We start from the raw sequence: 16815 nt of genomic DNA, 5'->3' as shown, positions 1-16815 counted from the left end.
TACCAAAAAATTTCCCCCATATATTTATGTCGGGGGGGTAACAACGCCTACTTTTTTCTACCAGTAACTACGGCCTTAGCTGGTTTAGGGCTTCTCCTCGCCGGGTTATGGTTCCTTCAGGCGGGCTTGCTATCTTTATCGAGCCGACGCCTTACAAGAGTCCTTCGTGCCGCAACCGCCAGCCGCCTACGGGCCTTTTTTGCTGGTGTAGGTACAAGCGCCCTCACCCAAAGCAGCACCGCCGTATCGATTATCACCATCGGGCTGACGCACGCCCGGCTGGTCGCCCTGAGCGAGGCAATCGCTCTCATCCTCGGGGCAAATATCGGCACCACCCTCACGGTCCAGTTCCTAACGCTGCACCTGGGGCGTCTCGCCTTACTTTTAGGCTTAAGCGGCCTCCCCCTGCTCGCCAGCCGCTCCCCAACCCGCTTTCTCGGGCAGGCCCTCACCGGAACCGGCATGGTCTTCGCCGGCCTAGACCTGCTGAACCACGGCCTAGCCCCATTTAAATCTACCCCTTGGTTTACCACCGGGCTTGCCGCTGCCAGCAACAACCACCTTCTGGCGATTGCCGTAGCTACCCTTTTTACCGCTCTTCTTCACTCCTCTAGTGCCGCTACGGGCATCGTAATGGCCCTCTTATGCCCAAGGAGCGATCTCCCGGGAAACTGCCGTAGCCTTCGTTCTGGGTAACAACATCGGCACCTGTTTTACCGCCCTTATTGCTTCCCTTACGAGCACGGCGGCAGGAAGGCGGGTGGCCGTAGCCCACTTTCTCTTAAATACAATAGGGACAGTCGTCTTTCTGCCCCTTATTAACACCCTAAGCCTTATCGGCAGCCTCACGACAGGCGACCCGGCCCGCCAAGTGACTAACATTCACACCTTCTATAATCTCATAAGCAGCCTGGCGGCGCTACCCTTTTGCACCCCTTTCGCCCGAATGCTCGAACGCCTCGTCCCCGACCGGCGCCCTACCTCCTAAAAAGGCACTGCCGCCGTTTGCGCACCGCCCAAAGCGCCGCCAACCCAAGGAGAAGACCCCCCCCGGCAGAGAGCCCCTTTATCATCACCGGCCACCGTGGCTGGCGGGCTACTCCCTGCGCGGCAACCACCGTCACCCGCCCGAGTTCTCCGGAAGGGCCATAAAAAACTAACTCGCCAAGCGCCTGACCCGGAGCCACAGGCGCCTTTACCGGGGTAAGCGCGAGCCGCCAGCCGGGCAGGGTTAGGGCGGGCTCATCGGCCGGAATGTTATACCATAGCGACCGCGCCGCTTTCAATGTAACCAGTCCCACTCCGTTAGCTACGGGGACCGACCCAACAACCTGCCCTTCCCTAACGAGCGCCACCAGCCGGTACGCCGCAAAACCATAATCGAGCAACGCCGCTGCATCCTGCCAGACGTTTGCCCCTACCGAACCCAAAACCACCGCAATTAGCTCCCGCCCATCCCGCTGGGCCGATGCTACTATGCACTGTCCAGCCTCGGTAGTATACCCCGTTTTAACTCCTGTAGCCCCCTCGTACCGCCAGAGGAGCTTGTTGTGGTTTATTAAAAGGCTCAAATTTTCCGGGGCGCTGCGCCGAATCGTTTTCGTCTTGGTAGCCACAATCTCCCGAAAAACTTTATTCCCCATGGCAACCCGCGTTATCCGCGCCAGATCGAGGGCGGTGGTATAATGATTTTCATCGGGAAGACCGTGGGGGTTGTTAAAGTGCGAATCAGTCGCCCCGCAGGCCTTAGCCGTTCGGTTCATCAGCCGCACAAAATTCGCGACCGAGCCACCCACTTTTTCAGCAAGAGCCGTAGCTACGTCATTCGCCGAGTTAAGCAAGAGGGCGTAAAGCGCATCCCGGACCGCCAATTCCTCGCCCTTCCGGAGCCAGATCGCAGAGCCTCCAGTCCGTGCCGCCTCCTCGGAAGCGCAAATCCGGTCGTCAAGTTTAGCATTCTGGAGCACCACCAGCGCCGTCAGGATTTTGGTTGTGCTTGCGGGGTACATCCGTCTGGTTGCCTCCTTAGCATAAAGGACCTGCCCTGTTTTGAGGTCGAGTACCACAGCTGCCGGGGCCACAATTTGCGGTGCGGCACAGGCCTTGGGAAGGCCTAAGGCAAACATAAAAAGCAACGCGAATAAGCAAAGCACAACCCGCAAAATCCCTTCCCCCCTGCTAGTGAAGCGGGTTTACTTTTCCCCGCAGGCATCATAACTTGTTTCTTTTTCGAAAATAATATAACAGAAAAGAGGTGCCTGTAGAAAGTATTTCCGAAAGGAGCAGCGGCAAAGTGCGGCTAAACGGGTTTACGCCAGCAGAACTTACCCCGGAGCAGATTGCCACCCTCACCGCGCTAGAGAAAAAATCGCGGCGGATAAATCCGGCCGCAAAATTTACCTGCTCGCGGTTATACGTAAAGAAGAGACTCATTAACTCTTCCAAGATGCCCCGCGTATCGTCAAGGCAGTTAGTAGCGCCAGTAGCTAAAACGCTGCGCGCCTCGTCTCCCAAAAGGTAGCGTCTTCAAAACCGAGGCGCCAGATAGCAACCCCGGCTAGTCCATAGTTACGGACCAGGTTAAGTTTAATCCTGAGGCTGTAAGCGTTTTCAAACCAAACTTCGTGCGCCACTCCTTTATCCGTATAACGAAGGTACGGTACGCAGGCCAGGTCATCCCAAGCTACCTGGGACCATCCGTACTGGTTAATTAGTTCGTTAACCTTGTTCCAAGGAATAACCCGCGTGCCAGTAGCAGACCAGTCGTAACCGTAGGCAGGGATACCGAGGAGAATTTTCTCCCGCGGAAGAAACTTTATAGCAAAATCGAGAACAGAAACCACCCACGGGAGAGAGGCAATCGGCCCTCGTGAACCACCAAACCAGTGTTCATCGTAGGTCATGAGCATGATGTAATCACAAATCCGCCCGATTGCCGCGTAGTCAAAGGCACCGCCCCACTCATCTGCAGGATCATCATTAGTTTTAGCGGGAATAGCTGCCGTTACCAGAAACCCTTCTCAGGCATACTCTCCCCTCCTTGCAAACTGGCGCCGATAGAACTCATAAAGCTCCTCGTCCGAGGCGAATTCCGGCACCTGGCCCACCACATAGGGCCGAACTTTTTTGTTGTATTCTTCAAGCGTTAGTGCCTTAAAAGTTAGGGTGCCGAAGTCTTTGCGGCCTTCCTCGAAGGTATCCTCGACCCGATGCCAGACGAACCCGTCTTTAGTTTCCTTGACAAGCTGGCCGTGAAATCGATGCCCGCGGTTAGTGCTGTGGAACTCTAAGATATTCCCGCGGACCTCAACCCCAATGGCCAGCATTAAGGGCGGCCGCAGACCAAAGGAGCTATCTTTGACCAAATAGAGCACTTTATCGCTAATCACCTATATCATCTCCTGCACTCTAACAAATTCCTCTAATTTTTTCCCGTTAACCTCTTTGAAACCCGCCTGGTGGAGTGCCTCAATCAAGGCCTGCCGCTGGCGCTCGGTGTCACAGGTAACCCCGATGATACTCTCCTTGCGTATTCCCCGCCGGAACATGACCTCGTTGTCGGGCCGGTAGGAACTGTTTAACCGGGCAATGAATTCCTCGGCACTGAGCCTGCGCTGGAACCCCCAGTCTTCGCCTACGCCGCCATAATTGTCGTACTCATAGGCGTACCAGTCCGTTCTATCCATTTCGCTCACGTCTATGATGAGCCGGTAGCCGTTTCCCTTGTAAGAGTCGCGGAACCGGTACTTTCCCCGGGCGTCTCTCGGCACCAAGCGCACAAAGGCACTATCCGCTCCGCCTGACACGATATCCTCCGCCTGGCTGGCCCCCCGGTTAGTCAGTATGCCGTTCAGGTACCGCTGCAAGGTGGACATGAGGCCCGGGCTATCGGGCGAGAGGATATCGACCACCACCTGGGGGTCCTCCGAGACTCCCGTAAAGAGGTATTCCGCACCCAATTTCTGGTATTCCTTGCTAATGCCTTCAAATATTCTTAGTTCGTCCCGCTCCGCTTTGCTCCGCTGGAAAATTGGTGGTTTATAAAATTCTCCGTTTTTTCATAAAATCCTGCATTATGTAGGTAAAATCGCCTTAAAAACTAAAACCCCTATTCCCAAAATTTCGCCGGTAAAATTCATAGAGTTCTTCAGTCGAATTGAACTCGGGAACAGGTTGAACCACATAAGGGCGGACTTTCTCGTTGTACTCCTCAAGCGTAAGTGCCCTGAACTCTATCAACCCAAAATCTTTGAGACCTTCCTCAAAGGTATCTTCCACGCGATGCCAGATAAAGCCGTCCTTGGTCTCCTTTACAAGTTTTCCAAAGAATTGATGCCCCCGGGTTGTGCTATGAAATCCAACCCAGTTCTCGTGAACCTCAACCCCAATGGCCAGCATTAAGGGCGGCCGCAGACCAAAGGAGCTATCTTTGACCAAATAGAGCACTTTATCGCTAATCACCTATATCATCTCCTGCACTCTAACAAATTCCTCTAACCTTTTACCATTTATTTCATTTATTCCCGCGCTTTTAAATGCCCCAATCAGATTCTGACGCTGGCTTTCAGTGTCACAGGTCACACCTATAATTTTCTCCTTGCGGATTCCCTTCCGGAACATAACCTCGTTTCCCGGCCGGTACTCGCTGTTCAAGCGGGTGATAAACTCAGCTGCCCCTAGCCGTTTATGAAATCCCCATTCTTCGCTAGTACCCCCATAATTATCACAATCATAGGCGTACCAGTCAGTCCTATCCAGTTCACTGACATCAATAATTAGCCGATATCCGCTACCTTTATAGTGGTAGTTAAAACGCATTGTGCCTCTTGCACCGCGAGGGACCAAGCGGACAAATGCGCTATCAGCACCACCCGACACCAGGTCTTCATTTTGGCTGGCACCGCCATTAAAGATGCCGCTGTAGTACCGCTGCAACGTAGACATGAGCCCGGGACTATCGGGGCCCAATATAGTGACCACGGTTTCAGGATCTGTCCCTACCCCGGCAAAGAGATACTCCGCACCTAGCTTCCGATACTCTTTGCTAATACCCTCCTCCACGAAAGTCTTGTACCCGGGCCAAACCTCCTTTTCCGCCAGCTTGTTTACCCGGGCCGGATCGATGCCCTATAATAGCAGGAGAGAGGAAACAAAACCAGCCATTACTTTATGGCAATGCAGATATATCTTGGATTCTATTCGGTAAATCAGGAAAAAACGCTAAATTTGCAAAAAGAGTAACAAGACAGGGTATTCTTAAAAGGAAAGGCTTATTACCCCTAGAAGAGTTAAGTTCCACCAACAGTAAGTATAAATTAATTAAGGGAGCCTGTTTTACCCCCCTTACCACCCCTGAGTGGCATCGGCTTCAGACCCGCGTTAGCCCACCTCAACCACGTAGCGGATATCACAAACGCCCGCCGGGCAGTACCGCTCGACCACGTGGGCCGCCAGCTCGTCTTCGTAATTGAGCAGCGCACTTGCCACGATACTGGCGCCAACCCTGCCGACGCCGCACGCGGCCGCTTCCCGCGCCTGTGACGACAGAAGCTTGAGCTCCGTAAGCGCCGCGCGCCCACCTTCGCCCCGACCGATGCGGCGGAGCAACTGCTGCATTGCTTTCAGTTCCCGGGTACAAACCGGACAATCACTGCAAGCCTCCTGCAAAACAAGGCCAAGGTAATGCTCAGAAAGATCCACGATACAACGGGGAATCGCCCCACCCGAACACATTCCACAACGCCTCCTTTACGTTTTTAGGCTTCGTGCCTTTAAGCCACCCGTCTGAAGGCCTGCGTGGCTACAGCCACCGTCTCTTCGATATCGGCGACAGAATGCGCCAGGGATACGAAGAGCGCCTCAAACTGGGACGGTGGGAGGTAAATGCCTCCAGCAAGCATCTCCCGGAAAAAGGCCGCAAATCTTCCTGTATCCGCCGTGGTCGCGCTGGCATAATCCTTTACCGGTCCCGGCGTGAAGAAGACGGTGAGCAATGAGCCAACCCGGTTCACCGTCACCGGAACACCTGCTTCCTGCGCCGCCGCTTCCAGGCCCGCCGCAAGGCGCGCGCCCAGCGCCTCGAGCCGCTCGTAGGTTCCGGGTTCCCGGAGAAGATCGAGCGTGGCAATGCCTGCCGCCACGGCGAGCGGGTTGCCGGAGAGGGTGCCGGCCTGGTAGACCGGTCCTGCCGGTACCACTAGTTCCATAATCGCCCGTTTACCCCCGTAGGCACCCACCGGTAGGCCACCGCCGATGATCTTGCCGAGACAGGTGAGGTCGGGGAGGACACCATAGCGCTCCTGGGCGCCGCCGTAACCTACCCGAAAACCGGTAATCACCTCGTCGAAGACCAGAAGCGCCCCGTAGGCGGTGCAGAGACGCCGCAACCCTTCCAGGAATCCCGGTTCCGGGGGTACAACCCCCATATTGCCGGCTACCGGTTCAAGGATGACCGCCGCTATCTCTTCCCCGGCGCGCTGAAAAATCTCTTCCACCATGGCCAGATCGTTATACGGGGCAATGAGCGTGTCGCCCGCCACCGTTTCCGGGACTCCAGGGCTTGTGGGAACGCCCAGGGTGAGTGCTCCGGAGCCGGCCTTGATTAAAAAAGCATCGGCGTGGCCGTGGTAGCAGCCTTCAAACTTCACGATCTTAGAGCGCCTGGTGTAAGCCCGCGCCAGGCGGACCGCGCTCATGGTCGCTTCGGTACCTGAGTTGACCAGGCGAACCATCTCGACCGCCGGCAGGGCGTCCACGATCCGCTTGGCGAGTTCCACCTCGAGCTCGGTAGGCGCTCCGTAGCTTGTCCCGCGCTCTGCTGTAGTCTTCACGGCTTCAACGACCGCCGGGTGGGCGTGCCCCAAAATTAACGGCCCCCAGGAGCAGACGTAATCGATAAAACTGTTTCCGTCTACGTCGAGGACGCGGGACCCGTTCCCCTGGGCGATAAAAATAGGCTGGCACCCCACCGCCTTGAAAGCCCGTACCGGGCTATTTACTCCCCCGGGCAGGTAGCGTTGTGCCGTGGTGAAGAGACTTTCCGAACGCGCGAACTGCATCCCTCTACCCTCTTTTCGTGAAATACTGCGGGTTCGAGCGTTTTAATTCCTGCGTACTAAAGAGAACCAGGTAGTCTTTAATGCCTACCGCCTCGCTCAGCCGCGCGGCAATCGCCAGGCACTCCTCCCGGTGCGGCCGGTGGATCATCGTGTAGAGGTTGTACGGCCAGTCGGGCGCGGTCTCCCGTTCGTAGCAGTGGGTCACCTCCGGGAAAGAGGCGAGCTTCTTCCCGACTTCCTCCAGCCGCTCCGGCGCCACCCGCCAGACGACCATCCCGTTGGCCGTAAAACCAACGTTCTGGTGGCGCAGGGCCACGCTCAGGCGCCTGATGATGCCCCGCGCGATAAACTCCTTGACGCGCGCGAGCACTTCCTCCTCCGTCAGCCCTATCCGCTCACCGATCACGGCGAAGGGCCGGGACGCGATCGGGAAGTTATTACCGAGCTCCGTTATCAACCGTTGTTCGAGCTCTGTCACCGTTCTCCCTCCAGGTCAAAGTTTACCCGGATCTTAAAGATGCGTCGCGCCGGGAGGTTTAAGAAATCCTGAATCCCAGTTTTCTCCTTGATTTCCCCGATGATCCGCTCGATTTCCTGGGCCGACGGCGCCAGGATGGTAAACCAGACGTTATAGGTATGCTCCCGCACGTAGTTGTGGGTGATTTCCGGGAAGGAGTTTATCACCTGCGCTACCTCGGGAATGCGCTCCGGAGGAACCTTCATTGCGCAGAGCGTCCCCGTATAGCCGATCTTGCGCGAGTCGATAATCGCCCCCAGCCGCCTAATCACCCCCGCCGCTTTAAGCCGTCTGAGTTCCTCTAGTACCTCTTCCTCCGTCAGGCCCAGCCGGTCCGCTACCTCCTTAAAGGGCTCCGGCACGGGGAGAAAACCGTCCTGCATCGCGCTCAGCAAACGGCGCTCGGCTTCACTTAAGCCTTTTTCCGCGGCTGCCACCTAACCCCTCCTCCCGGCGCCGTAGAGGCACCAGGGCTCCTCCGCCATGTAGTCGCCGTAGTAAAAAAGCGCCCGCGCGCGGCAGCCGCCGCATACCTCCTGGTAATCACACTGCCCGCATTTGCCGCTGTACTCCTGGGTCCTCAAGCGCTGGAAGACCTCGGCTTCCCGCCAGATGGTGGAAAAGGGCTTTTCCCGCACGTTTCCCGCCGGGATATCGAGGTATGCACAGGCCTGAACAACCCCTACTGGGTTAATAAGACAGTAAGAAAGCCCGGCCAAGCAACCCCGGGAGAAACGCGTCGGAACCCCCATCTGCTTTGCGATCCGCAAAAACTGGGGCGCACAGGTTGGCTTGATCTCAACCGCCACTTCGCGCTGCTTTGTTAGCAGGCGGCGGAGCAGCCGCTCGTACTGGTCCGCCTTGATAGAAGCATCGGCGATATCCACCGCCCGCCCGGTAGGCACCAGGAAGAAAACGTGGTGCCCCCGCGCACCGACCGCCACCGCAAAATCGGTAATTTTTTCTACTTCGTCGTAGTTAAACTCCATCACGGTGGTGTGGACCTGGAAAGGCAGCCCCACTTCCCGGCAGGCCCGCATCCCGTCCACCGCAGCGTCCCAGGAGCCGGCTACGCCCCGCAGGTCGTCATGCGCCTTTTTGTCCATGCTGTCGAGGCTGATGCCCACGGCCGTCATCCCGGCTTCCTTCAACTTTCGGGCTACATCGGGAGTAATGAGCGTCCCGTTGGTCCCTAACACCGGACGGAGGCCCCGGTCCCGCGCGTAAGCCACCAACTCATAGAGGTCGTCCCGCATAACGGGCTCCCCACCAGAAAAGATCATGATCTTGAAGCCGGCACGGGCAATCTCGTCGATGAGCGCCCGCCCTTCAGCTGTCGAGAGCTCGTCCGCTTTTTTGGCGCCGGCATCCCGGTAACAGTGGGCACACTTCAGGTTGCACGCGTTAGTTGCGTTCCAGGAAACGATCACGCCCTTGCTTCCCCTTATTTTTCCTTAAGCCACGTGGCGACATCCTTGGCAAAATAGGTTAGGATCATATCGGCCCCGGCGCGCTTCATCGCCGTCAGCATCTCTAGTACTACGGTCCGCTCGTCCACCCAGCCGTGCGCCGCTGCTGCCTTAACCATCGCGTATTCCCCGCTCACGTTGTAAGCCGCCACGGGCCGCTGGAACCTCTTCTTTACCCGGTAAATCACGTCGAGGTAGGCGAGCGCCGGCTTGACCATCACAATGTCGGCTCCTTCCTCTAAGTCAAGCGCCACCTCTAACAGGGCTTCCGCCCCGTTTGCCGGGTCCATCTGGTAGCTGCGCCGGTCACCGAACTGGGGCCGCGAATCCGCTGCCTCGCGAAAGGGCCCGTAAAAGGCGGAGGCGTACTTCGCGCTGTAAGCCATGATGGCTACCTCATGGTAACCGGCCGCATCAAGTGCCGTGCGGATCGCCTTCACCCGGCCGTCCATCATATCGGAAGGCGCCACGATATCGGCCCCGGCACGGGCGTGGGAAACGGCCGTCCGCGCCAGAATCTCCAGCGTCGCGTCGTTCGCTATCCGCCCCTGCTGCACGATGCCGCAGTGACCGTGACTCGTGTAAGCACAGAGACAGACGTCGGTCACCACGAGCAAACCCGGGAAACGCTCCTTCACCGCCCGCACGGCCTGCTGCACGATCCCGTCCTCCGCCCAGGCACTGGAACCAGCCTCGTCTTTTACCGCCGGGACACCGAAAATGATTATTCCGGGAACCCCTACCGCAACTACTCTTTCAACTTCGCTGAGAAGGGTGTCTACGGAGAACCGGTTCACCCCGGGCATCGCCTCTACCGGGACGACCACACCTGTTCCCTCGGTAACGAAGACGGGATAGATTAAATCGCCCGCGTTAAGCTCCGTCTCGCGGACCAACCGCCGCATCGCCTCACTCACCCGCAGCCGGCGGGGCCGCGTCACCGGAAAACTCACTTTAACCCAACCCCCTTCCCTGAGAATCAGCGGCCGGCTGCCCTTCGCTCCCGGTCCCGCCGAAATAGCCGGCCAGCGCTTCTACCAGGCCCGGAATGGTATACTGCTTTGCCTCGACGGTCACTTTTAGGCCGAGCTCCCGGGCCGTTGCACTCGTCACCGGGCCAATTGAGGCTACCGCCACCCCGTCCAGAAGCTCCGCCGCACCGGGGCCGAGCACCGCCACTAAATTTTTTACCGTGGATGAACTCGTGAAGGTAACCGCGTCAACCGCGCCCGCTCGCAACATCTCGCGCAGCATACCGGCATCCCGGTGTTCCGGAACTGTCCGGTAGGCCACGACGTTATCCACGATGAAGCCGCTTTCCGCCAGCGCGCGGGGCAGGGAATCGGGCGCGATATCCGCCCGCGGCAGGAGTACCCGGGCGCCCGCTGCCGCCCGCTCTTTCAGGCCCGCCGCTACCGCGTCAGCCCTGAATTCGGCCGGCATATAATCAACCACCAGCCCGCGCTCCTCTAAAGCGGCGCGCGTGCCGGGACCGATCGCCGCCACCGCCGCCCGGTGGAAAGACCGGATATCGCGGTTAAGCTCGCGCAGGCGCCGGAAGAAAAAGTGCACCCCGTTCACTGAGGTAAAGATAAGCCAATCGTAAGCCTGCGCGTTACCGAGGGCTGCGTCAAGTCCGCTCCAGTCTGCAGGCGGCTCAATCCTGATGGTCGGAAACTCTAAGGCCTCGCCGCCGAGGGCCGTAATCGCCTCCGCGAGCGCGCTCGCCTGCTCGCGCGCCCTGGTCACCACAATCCGGCGCCCGAAGAGCGGGCCGCGCTCGAACCAGGCAAGCTTTTCCCGGAGCGCCACCACCCTACCGACCACCACTACCGCCGGGTTGGTCACCCCCGCTGCCGCCACCTTCGCCCAAATATCGTCAAGGCTACCGGTCACCGTCCGCTGTTTCGCCGTTGTCCCCCACTGGATTACCGCCACCGGCGTTGTCCCTGGCAACCCAGCATCCCTAAGACGCACCGCGATCCGGGACAGGTTCGCCATGCCCATTAAAAAAACAAGCGTTCCGCCGTGCGCCAGTCTGTCCCAGTCCAGCGCCGAATCGGGTTTGGTCGGATCCTCGTTCCCCGTAATTACCGTAAAACTCGAGGTAAAGTCCCGGTGGGTAACTGGTATCCCCGCGTAGGCCGGAACCGCCACCGCTGCCGTTACGCCCGGAACCACCTCGAAGTCTATCCCCGCCTCCCGCAGGGCCTCTGCCTCTTCGCCTCCCCGTCCGAAGACAAAGGGATCACCACCTTTAAGCCGCGCCACAATCTTCCCCGCCCGTGCCTTTTCGACCAGTAAGGCGTTGATCTCCTCTTGCTTTAACGCGTGGCGCTCAGGCGACTTCCCGGCGTAGATAACCTCCGCGTCCGACCGGATATAACTAAGGAGGCGCGGATTTACCAGCCGGTCGTAAACGACAACCGCCGCGGCAGATAAGCACTTCATCCCTTTCACGGTGATGAGGCCCGGATCGCCGGGCCCCGCCCCTATCAAATAAACCTTGCCCCGCATTATCCTGTCATCCTTCGCCTGCTTTACTCGCGCGTCCAAACCCTACGCGCCGCCCGGCTTTTCTGGTGGTCCGCGCTCAAGAGCCGGACGCGCTCTCCTTTATCGCGCGTAGGACCGCATCCGCTCCGGAGGATAGCAGTTTCTCAGCCAGCCGCACCCCCGTTTCCGCAGCCTCCGCCACCTGGCCACTCATCCGGTCGCGGTAGAGGCGGCTCCCTTCCAGGTCTGCAACCATACCCTCAATGGTCAGCACCGCACCGGTAACAGAAGCTACAGCGCCTATCGGCACCTGGCACCCACCTTCGAGCCGGCGCATAAAGGCACGCTCCGCGACTACCTCCGCCCGGCTGGGCGCATCGTCAACTGTAGCAACAATCTGGGCTATTTCTGAATCATCGGCCCGGATCTCAACCCCTATCGCGCCCTGCGAGACCGCAGGGAGACAGACGGTATACGGTAACCTCTCGGTCACGTAACCTTCCCGCCCCAGCCGCGCTAAGCCCGCCCACGCCAGCACCAGCGCGTCGCAAACGCCGGCTTTCAGCTTGTTCAGACGGGTGGTGAGGTTTCCGCGCACGGGAATGAGCTCCAGGTCGGGGCGGTAATAACGTAGCTGTGCCTGGCGCCGCAGACTTGAAGTGCCCACCCGCGCCCCAGGCGGTAGCTCGCCTAAGGTCTTCCCGGTGCGCGAAACCAAAACGTCACCCGGGTACTCCCGCCGTAAAATCGCCCCAATGACCAGGCCCTCGGGAAGTACCGTCGGCACATCCTTCATGCTGTGCACCGCCAGGTCGATTTCCCCTTTTAAAAGGGCAACCTCCAGCTCCTTTGTAAAAAGGCCCTTGTCGCCGATTTTCGCAAGGGCCACGTCTAAAATCTTATCCCCGGTTGTCTTAATCTTCACTACCTCAAACCGGTAACCAGGCCACTGCTTCGCGAGTTCCCGGATCACAATCCGGGTCTGCTCGAGCGCCAGCGTGCTTCCCCGCGTCCCTACCCGGACTGTACGTACCAAATCCTATCCCTTCCCCTTCGCCGCCGCGGGGAGTTCTTCCTGGACGGTATTTTCTTTGCGGTCAAGTTTAAACAACTCTTGGATCGCCCCAGCGTAAAAAAGCCCTTGGGAGGTTAACGCCAGATCCTTCAAGCGCCGGACGGGCTCGTGCAGCAACTGGTTAGCAATGCTATTAGCCAGGGACATAATCACCCGGCGTTCGTAATCGGAAAGGTTACCGAGACGATTGAAGGCCCGGCGCAGCTCTTTCCGTTTTATCTCCTCGCCGAGCTTTTTGAGGGCTACAATGGTAGGAATCACCGCCTGTTCCGCCTGCCGGCGGCGGAAGCTCTCAACCTCTTCCTCGATTATTCTTTCCGCTTCCGCCGCAATCCTTTGCCTTTCGGCAAGGTTACCGTCAACAACATCTTGCAGGGCATCGATATCGAAGAGCACTATTCCCGGCAGGGTCGCGACCGCGGGTTCGACATCCCTGGGAACCGCGATATCGATCATGAAAATCTTCGCCCCGTGCCGTTTCGCCATCACCTCGGCCATTTCCCGGGCGTGGATCACGTAATGACTTGCCCCCGTGCAGCTAATGACGATATCCGCCTTTTCCATCCACCGGTAGAGCTCGTCAAACCGGACGGCCCGTCCCCCAAAACGGGAGGCCAGCTCTTCGGCCCGTTCAAACGAACGGTTGGAAACAATCACCCCAGTTACCCCGTTGGCCACAAGGTGCTTCACCGTAAGCTCACTCATCTTTCCTGCACCGACGACCAAGACGTTCCGCCCCTCAATGCTCCCCAGGTTCTGCTTTGCCAGTTCTACCGCCGCGTAGCTTACCGAAACCGGGTTTTTGTCGATACCCGTCTCGGTACGCACCCTCTTACCCACAGCCAATGCCTGCTGGAAAAGGGCGTTGAAGTAACCCCCTGTGGTCCCGGTTTCCAGTGCCAACTGATAGGCGTCCTTTACCTGACCAAGGATCTGCGTTTCCCCGAGGACCATCGAATCAAGCCCGGCCGCCACCCGGAAAAGGTGGCGGACGCAGTCGTTCTCCGTATAAACGTATAGATGGCGCTTCAATTCTGAAAACTCAAGCCCCGCCCGCCGACAGAGAACTTCAATGACGGCCGTCCGGGCGATCTCGTTCGTAAAAAACATGTAAAACTCCGTGCGGTTACAGGTAGAGAGGAGAACAACCGCAGAGACTCCAGGCTTACTCCGCAGCTTAGTGAGAAACTCTCGCGCCTGCTCGTTCGAGAAGGAAAGTCGCTCCCGCACCTCAACTGGCGCCGTCCGGTGGTTTAGACCGATAACGATCGTAAACACCTTTTACCAACTCCTTGGCCGCAGCAACATCGTTTTTCTCGAGGGCACTGAAGACTTCCGGCGTAACAATCTTATCGAGCACCTCTTCCTTTACCGCAGGATACCGACCGATGATCTCCCGCCGCAGGGAGCCAAGGTACTCCAGGAATTCCCCATAACCCGGCGGGAAAACTTTTTCAAGTTTTTCTCTTAGCTTTCGCGCAAGAAAAGGACTCTTGCCTCCCGTGGATATGGCCACTGTAAGGTCCCCCCGGCGAATCACCGAAGGGACGTAGAAGCTGCAGAATTCAGGCTGGTCGACCACATTGAGCAAAATATTCGCGGCCGCGCACTCCCGGGCCACCTGGCTGTTCACTTCCCGGTCATCGGTTGCGCTTACCACTAAGAAGGCACCCACCGTATCGCCTGCCATAAAGCCGCGCCGGACCCACTCGATCTCTCCCGCCGCAGCCAAGGCAGCGAGCTCCTCAACCACCTGAGGACTCACCACCCGGACCTTAGCGCCGCACATGAGCAACATCTTCACCTTCCGCGCGGCGACCTTTCCGCCCCCCACCACCAGACACTGCCGGTTTTCGAGCTTAATAAAAGCAGGGTAGAGCAAGTCTTGTAGGCCCCCCGGCGCCAAGCGTTCCGCTTGGCGCGCAAATTTATTCTTAAATGAAATTTACCCTTCTATTGTAAGATACCGCTGTAAGATACCGCGCCTGGCTTTTTAACCGGGAATTTATCAAAACTGACGGGCAACCACAAACTCCGCAATGGCGCCGAGTTTGTCTCGCGTTGGAATATCCGGCAGAACCCGCAGCACCTCCTGTGCCCGCCGCACAAACCGCTGCGCCACCCCCAGGCTGTAGGCTACGCCCCCTTCTTCCTGAATGATCGTGATCGCCTCTTTAATCTCCGCATCGCTTTTCTCCCGGGCGCAAAGGATCTCTAACAGGCGCCGGTGGTATTTTTTGCTGCGGCGGAGGACATAAATCACCGGAAGCGTGGCGATCCCCTCCCGGATATCGCCCCCGGTCGCTTTTCCGAGTACGCGCTCGTCCGCCACTATATCGAGGACATCATCGACCACCTGAAAAGCCATCCCGACCGCCAGGCCGTACCGTCCTAACTCCCGGCTGATAAACCGCGGCGCGCCGCAAACCACTGCCCCAAGCTCGGCCGCTGCCGCGATAAGGTAGGCCGTTTTGCTGCGAATCCGCCAGAAATAACCGCGCAGCGTCTGGCGGGGGCTAAAGCAGGCCTCCGCCTGGGCAAACTCACCGGTACAAACCCGCATGCAGGTTGCCGCCAATTTCCGGCTGACTACTGGTTCCGGATAACCTGCCACCAACTCGATGGCCTTCGCGAAGATGGTATCGCCCGCGCGGATGGCCACCTTGTTCCCCCAGAGCCTGTGGACCGTAGGGCGGCCGCGCCGCACGGCAGCCCCGTCAACCACATCGTCATGCACCAATGTCGCCATATGGATCAGTTCTACAGCCACCGCTAGCGGTGCCACTTTCTCTAGTTCGTAACGGCCGAAATGTCCGCTTAAAAGCGCAAAGGCGGGACGCAACCGCTTTCCTCCCGCATTGCAAAGATGCGTCGCCGCTTCCCCGAGAACGCCGTCGAACTCCCCGACTATCCTTTTGAGCTCGGCCTCGATATACGACAGGTCATCCCTTATTTCGCAAAAAAAATCAAACATCACGGCCCCGTTGCGTTCCCTGCATTGCTAAGATTGAAATTCTTCTTTCTACGCTAAAATCCTCCCTACCCCGAAAAAAATACTTCCTTATACTGCTCGCCTTGAGGCTTACCCCTGTAAAGGCGGAAATCCCGGTAGTAGACCCCGTCGCTCTTGTAGTAGGCAAGATCGTCAACATCCGCGACCGAACCCCGGTTCTCCTCCTCCAGCGGCTCCGTTTCCGTAGAAAGGCCGTGCTGCGCTACGTCCTGCCAGGCATCCTCCCGGTCGTAAATCATACTCTCGTCGCCGGGGCGGGCCCAGGGAGGCTTTAAGAGCTCCTCCTCTACCGGCCTTCGCCCGCAGCCCCCCCTGACCTTCCTGTTTTTCTTTGCAGGAGGCACACATCGTCGTGTAGGGAACCGCCTCAAGCCTTTCCGGAGGGATCGGTGCACCGCATACGTCGCAGAAACCATAACGCCCAGTCGCCATCTTCGCCAGCGCATCCTCGATCGCCCGCAGCTTTAGCGCCGCATCCTCTTTCAAGGACAGGTCCTTGGAACGCTCGAAAAGCTCACTGGCTACATCCGCCGGGTGGTTGTCGTAAAGGGAAAGCTCACCGATCGCCTCTCGCATCGGTACCGCTAGCCCATCGCGCTCAATACCCGCGAGACGCCGTTTTAGCTCTTCCCGGTAGCGGAGCAACCGCTCCCGGAAGTAATCCTGTAACCCCGCATCCACGCGCTACGCGCCTCCTCCTTTATCAGTAGAGATGAAGCTCCACCATCCGCACCACTTCGGCAATAAACCTACCGCTTCCGGGAAGGTGGGCCGCCACCAGGCTTCGCAATATATAAACGAGGATCGCTCCTAAAATCGTAAAACCAATGGCGATACCCACACCCCGCGCGATACCGGCGATGAGGTTGATATACATTAGCCGCCAGGAGTGCTCGCGCAGGTGGACGTACTCGGCCAGGCGCATCTTCTCCATCGCTATGCTCACAGCCGTTCAATCTTCTTCGTGAGCAACCGAATAACCGCCTTGTCTTCCGCAACCGCCACCAGCACTCACCCCCCGCCTCCCGGGCGCCGATTTGGGCCGCTGCTCCCCTCCACCGGACATTCCCACCCTTTTGTCTCTCATTTTGCTACCGGCCCCGGACGCACTCCCCTACTTTCACCACCCCGTTCTTAATTTACCCTTCCCCCGGCAAAATAAAAGGCGTCGGCCCCGCTAAAATTTA

General features: G+C 58.2%; 21 protein-coding genes. 2 read left to right on the top strand and 19 right to left on the bottom strand.

Going from position 1 to position 16815, the window contains the following annotated elements; translation table 11 throughout:
• Nucleotides 1-9: 9 nt before the first annotated feature.
• Together ACUVTA_RS00435 and ACUVTA_RS00430 are read left to right on the top strand one after the other, a co-directional pair.
• Nucleotides 10-696 (top strand): Na/Pi symporter, encoded by a 687-nt coding sequence (locus ACUVTA_RS00435; protein WP_445951026.1) that lies wholly within the window; start codon nt 10-12, stop codon nt 694-696.
• A complete protein-coding gene (locus tag ACUVTA_RS00430) occupies nt 659-988 on the top strand; it encodes a Na/Pi symporter (RefSeq protein WP_445951025.1) in 330 nt (109 codons plus the stop codon). The genes ACUVTA_RS00435 and ACUVTA_RS00430 overlap by 38 nt, the downstream gene beginning before the upstream one ends.
• Here ACUVTA_RS00430 and ACUVTA_RS00425 read toward each other — a convergent pair.
• The 19 genes from ACUVTA_RS00425 to ACUVTA_RS00335 form a co-directional block, all read right to left on the bottom strand.
• Nucleotides 978-2153, bottom strand: a complete 1176-nt coding sequence (locus tag ACUVTA_RS00425; RefSeq protein ID WP_445951024.1) for a D-alanyl-D-alanine carboxypeptidase family protein — start codon at nt 2151-2153, stop codon at nt 978-980. The two genes, ACUVTA_RS00430 and ACUVTA_RS00425, sit on opposite strands and share 11 nt — an antisense overlap.
• A 333-nt stretch (nt 2154-2486) precedes the next feature.
• Nucleotides 2487-3011: a glycosyl hydrolase family 18 protein gene (locus ACUVTA_RS00420; protein ID WP_445951023.1), complete on the bottom strand. Its 525-nt coding sequence runs from the start codon at nt 3009-3011 to the stop codon at nt 2487-2489.
• A 9-nt stretch (nt 3012-3020) separates the two neighbouring features.
• A complete protein-coding gene (locus tag ACUVTA_RS00415; RefSeq protein ID WP_445951007.1) occupies nt 3021-3389 on the bottom strand; it encodes a hypothetical protein in 369 nt (122 codons plus the stop codon).
• Nucleotides 3390-3959: a hypothetical protein gene (locus ACUVTA_RS00410; protein ID WP_445951006.1), complete on the bottom strand. Its 570-nt coding sequence runs from the start codon at nt 3957-3959 to the stop codon at nt 3390-3392.
• A gap of 133 nt (nt 3960-4092) precedes the next feature.
• Entirely contained in the window at nt 4093-4461 is a 369-nt protein-coding gene (locus ACUVTA_RS00405) for a hypothetical protein (RefSeq protein ID WP_445951005.1), read from the bottom strand.
• On the bottom strand, nt 4462-4944 hold the full coding sequence (locus ACUVTA_RS00400; protein WP_445951004.1) for a hypothetical protein: 483 nt from the start codon (nt 4942-4944) through the stop codon (nt 4462-4464).
• 435 nt (nt 4945-5379) lie between these two features.
• Nucleotides 5380-5733, bottom strand: a complete 354-nt coding sequence (locus tag ACUVTA_RS00395) for an NADH-ubiquinone oxidoreductase-F iron-sulfur binding region domain-containing protein (protein ID WP_445951003.1) — start codon at nt 5731-5733, stop codon at nt 5380-5382.
• 38 nt (nt 5734-5771) lie between these two features.
• A complete protein-coding gene (hemL, locus tag ACUVTA_RS00390) occupies nt 5772-7058 on the bottom strand; it encodes a glutamate-1-semialdehyde 2,1-aminomutase (protein WP_445951002.1) in 1287 nt (428 codons plus the stop codon).
• A gap of 4 nt (nt 7059-7062) precedes the next feature.
• Nucleotides 7063-7536: a siroheme decarboxylase subunit beta gene (gene ahbB, locus ACUVTA_RS00385; RefSeq protein WP_445951001.1), complete on the bottom strand. Its 474-nt coding sequence runs from the start codon at nt 7534-7536 to the stop codon at nt 7063-7065.
• Nucleotides 7533-8012: a siroheme decarboxylase subunit alpha gene (gene ahbA / locus ACUVTA_RS00380; RefSeq protein ID WP_445951000.1), complete on the bottom strand. Its 480-nt coding sequence runs from the start codon at nt 8010-8012 to the stop codon at nt 7533-7535. Before ahbA ends, ahbB begins: the two co-directional genes overlap by 4 nt.
• A complete protein-coding gene (nirJ2, locus tag ACUVTA_RS00375) occupies nt 8013-9005 on the bottom strand; it encodes a putative heme d1 biosynthesis radical SAM protein NirJ2 (protein WP_445950999.1) in 993 nt (330 codons plus the stop codon).
• 14 nt (nt 9006-9019) lie between these two features.
• Nucleotides 9020-9997, bottom strand: a complete 978-nt coding sequence (gene hemB / locus ACUVTA_RS00370; protein ID WP_445950998.1) for a porphobilinogen synthase — start codon at nt 9995-9997, stop codon at nt 9020-9022.
• 1 nt (nt 9998) lies between these two features.
• On the bottom strand, nt 9999-11600 hold the full coding sequence (gene cobA / locus ACUVTA_RS00365; RefSeq protein WP_445950997.1) for a uroporphyrinogen-III C-methyltransferase: 1602 nt from the start codon (nt 11598-11600) through the stop codon (nt 9999-10001).
• A 37-nt stretch (nt 11601-11637) separates the two neighbouring features.
• A complete protein-coding gene (gene hemC / locus ACUVTA_RS00360) occupies nt 11638-12576 on the bottom strand; it encodes a hydroxymethylbilane synthase (protein ID WP_445950996.1) in 939 nt (312 codons plus the stop codon).
• A 3-nt stretch (nt 12577-12579) separates the two neighbouring features.
• On the bottom strand, nt 12580-13893 hold the full coding sequence (gene hemA / locus ACUVTA_RS00355; protein WP_445950995.1) for a glutamyl-tRNA reductase: 1314 nt from the start codon (nt 13891-13893) through the stop codon (nt 12580-12582).
• Nucleotides 13847-14497 (bottom strand): precorrin-2 dehydrogenase/sirohydrochlorin ferrochelatase family protein, encoded by a 651-nt coding sequence (locus ACUVTA_RS00350; protein ID WP_445950994.1) that lies wholly within the window; start codon nt 14495-14497, stop codon nt 13847-13849. Before ACUVTA_RS00350 ends, hemA begins: the two co-directional genes overlap by 47 nt.
• Before the next feature lie 126 nt (nt 14498-14623).
• On the bottom strand, nt 14624-15589 hold the full coding sequence (locus ACUVTA_RS00345; protein WP_445950993.1) for a polyprenyl synthetase family protein: 966 nt from the start codon (nt 15587-15589) through the stop codon (nt 14624-14626).
• Between the two features lie 171 nt (nt 15590-15760).
• Nucleotides 15761-16309: a TraR/DksA C4-type zinc finger protein gene (locus ACUVTA_RS00340; RefSeq protein WP_445950992.1), complete on the bottom strand. Its 549-nt coding sequence runs from the start codon at nt 16307-16309 to the stop codon at nt 15761-15763.
• Nucleotides 16310-16331: 22 nt separating this feature from the next.
• Nucleotides 16332-16574, bottom strand: a complete 243-nt coding sequence (locus ACUVTA_RS00335) for a DUF5665 domain-containing protein (protein ID WP_445950991.1) — start codon at nt 16572-16574, stop codon at nt 16332-16334.
• Between the last annotated feature and the right edge of the window lie 241 nt (nt 16575-16815).

The sequence above is a fragment of the Thermodesulfitimonas sp. genome, from assembly GCF_052743955.1.
The sequence above is the reverse complement of the archived record's forward strand: the minus strand, read 5'-3'. Positions and strand labels throughout refer to the sequence as shown.

What these genes read in the sequence shown, in the direction of transcription:
- ACUVTA_RS00400 (WP_445951004.1), bottom strand. Translation starts at nt 4,944, where the DNA reads ATGTCTACGTTGCAGCGGTACTACAGCGGCATCTTTAATGGCGGTGCC.
- ACUVTA_RS00395 (WP_445951003.1), bottom strand. Translation starts at nt 5,733, where the DNA reads ATGTGTTCGGGTGGGGCGATTCCCCGTTGTATCGTGGATCTTTCTGAG.
- hemL (WP_445951002.1), bottom strand. Translation starts at nt 7,058, where the DNA reads ATGCAGTTCGCGCGTTCGGAAAGTCTCTTCACCACGGCACAACGCTAC.
- ACUVTA_RS00345 (WP_445950993.1), bottom strand. Translation starts at nt 15,589, where the DNA reads ATGTTTGATTTTTTTTGCGAAATAAGGGATGACCTGTCGTATATCGAG.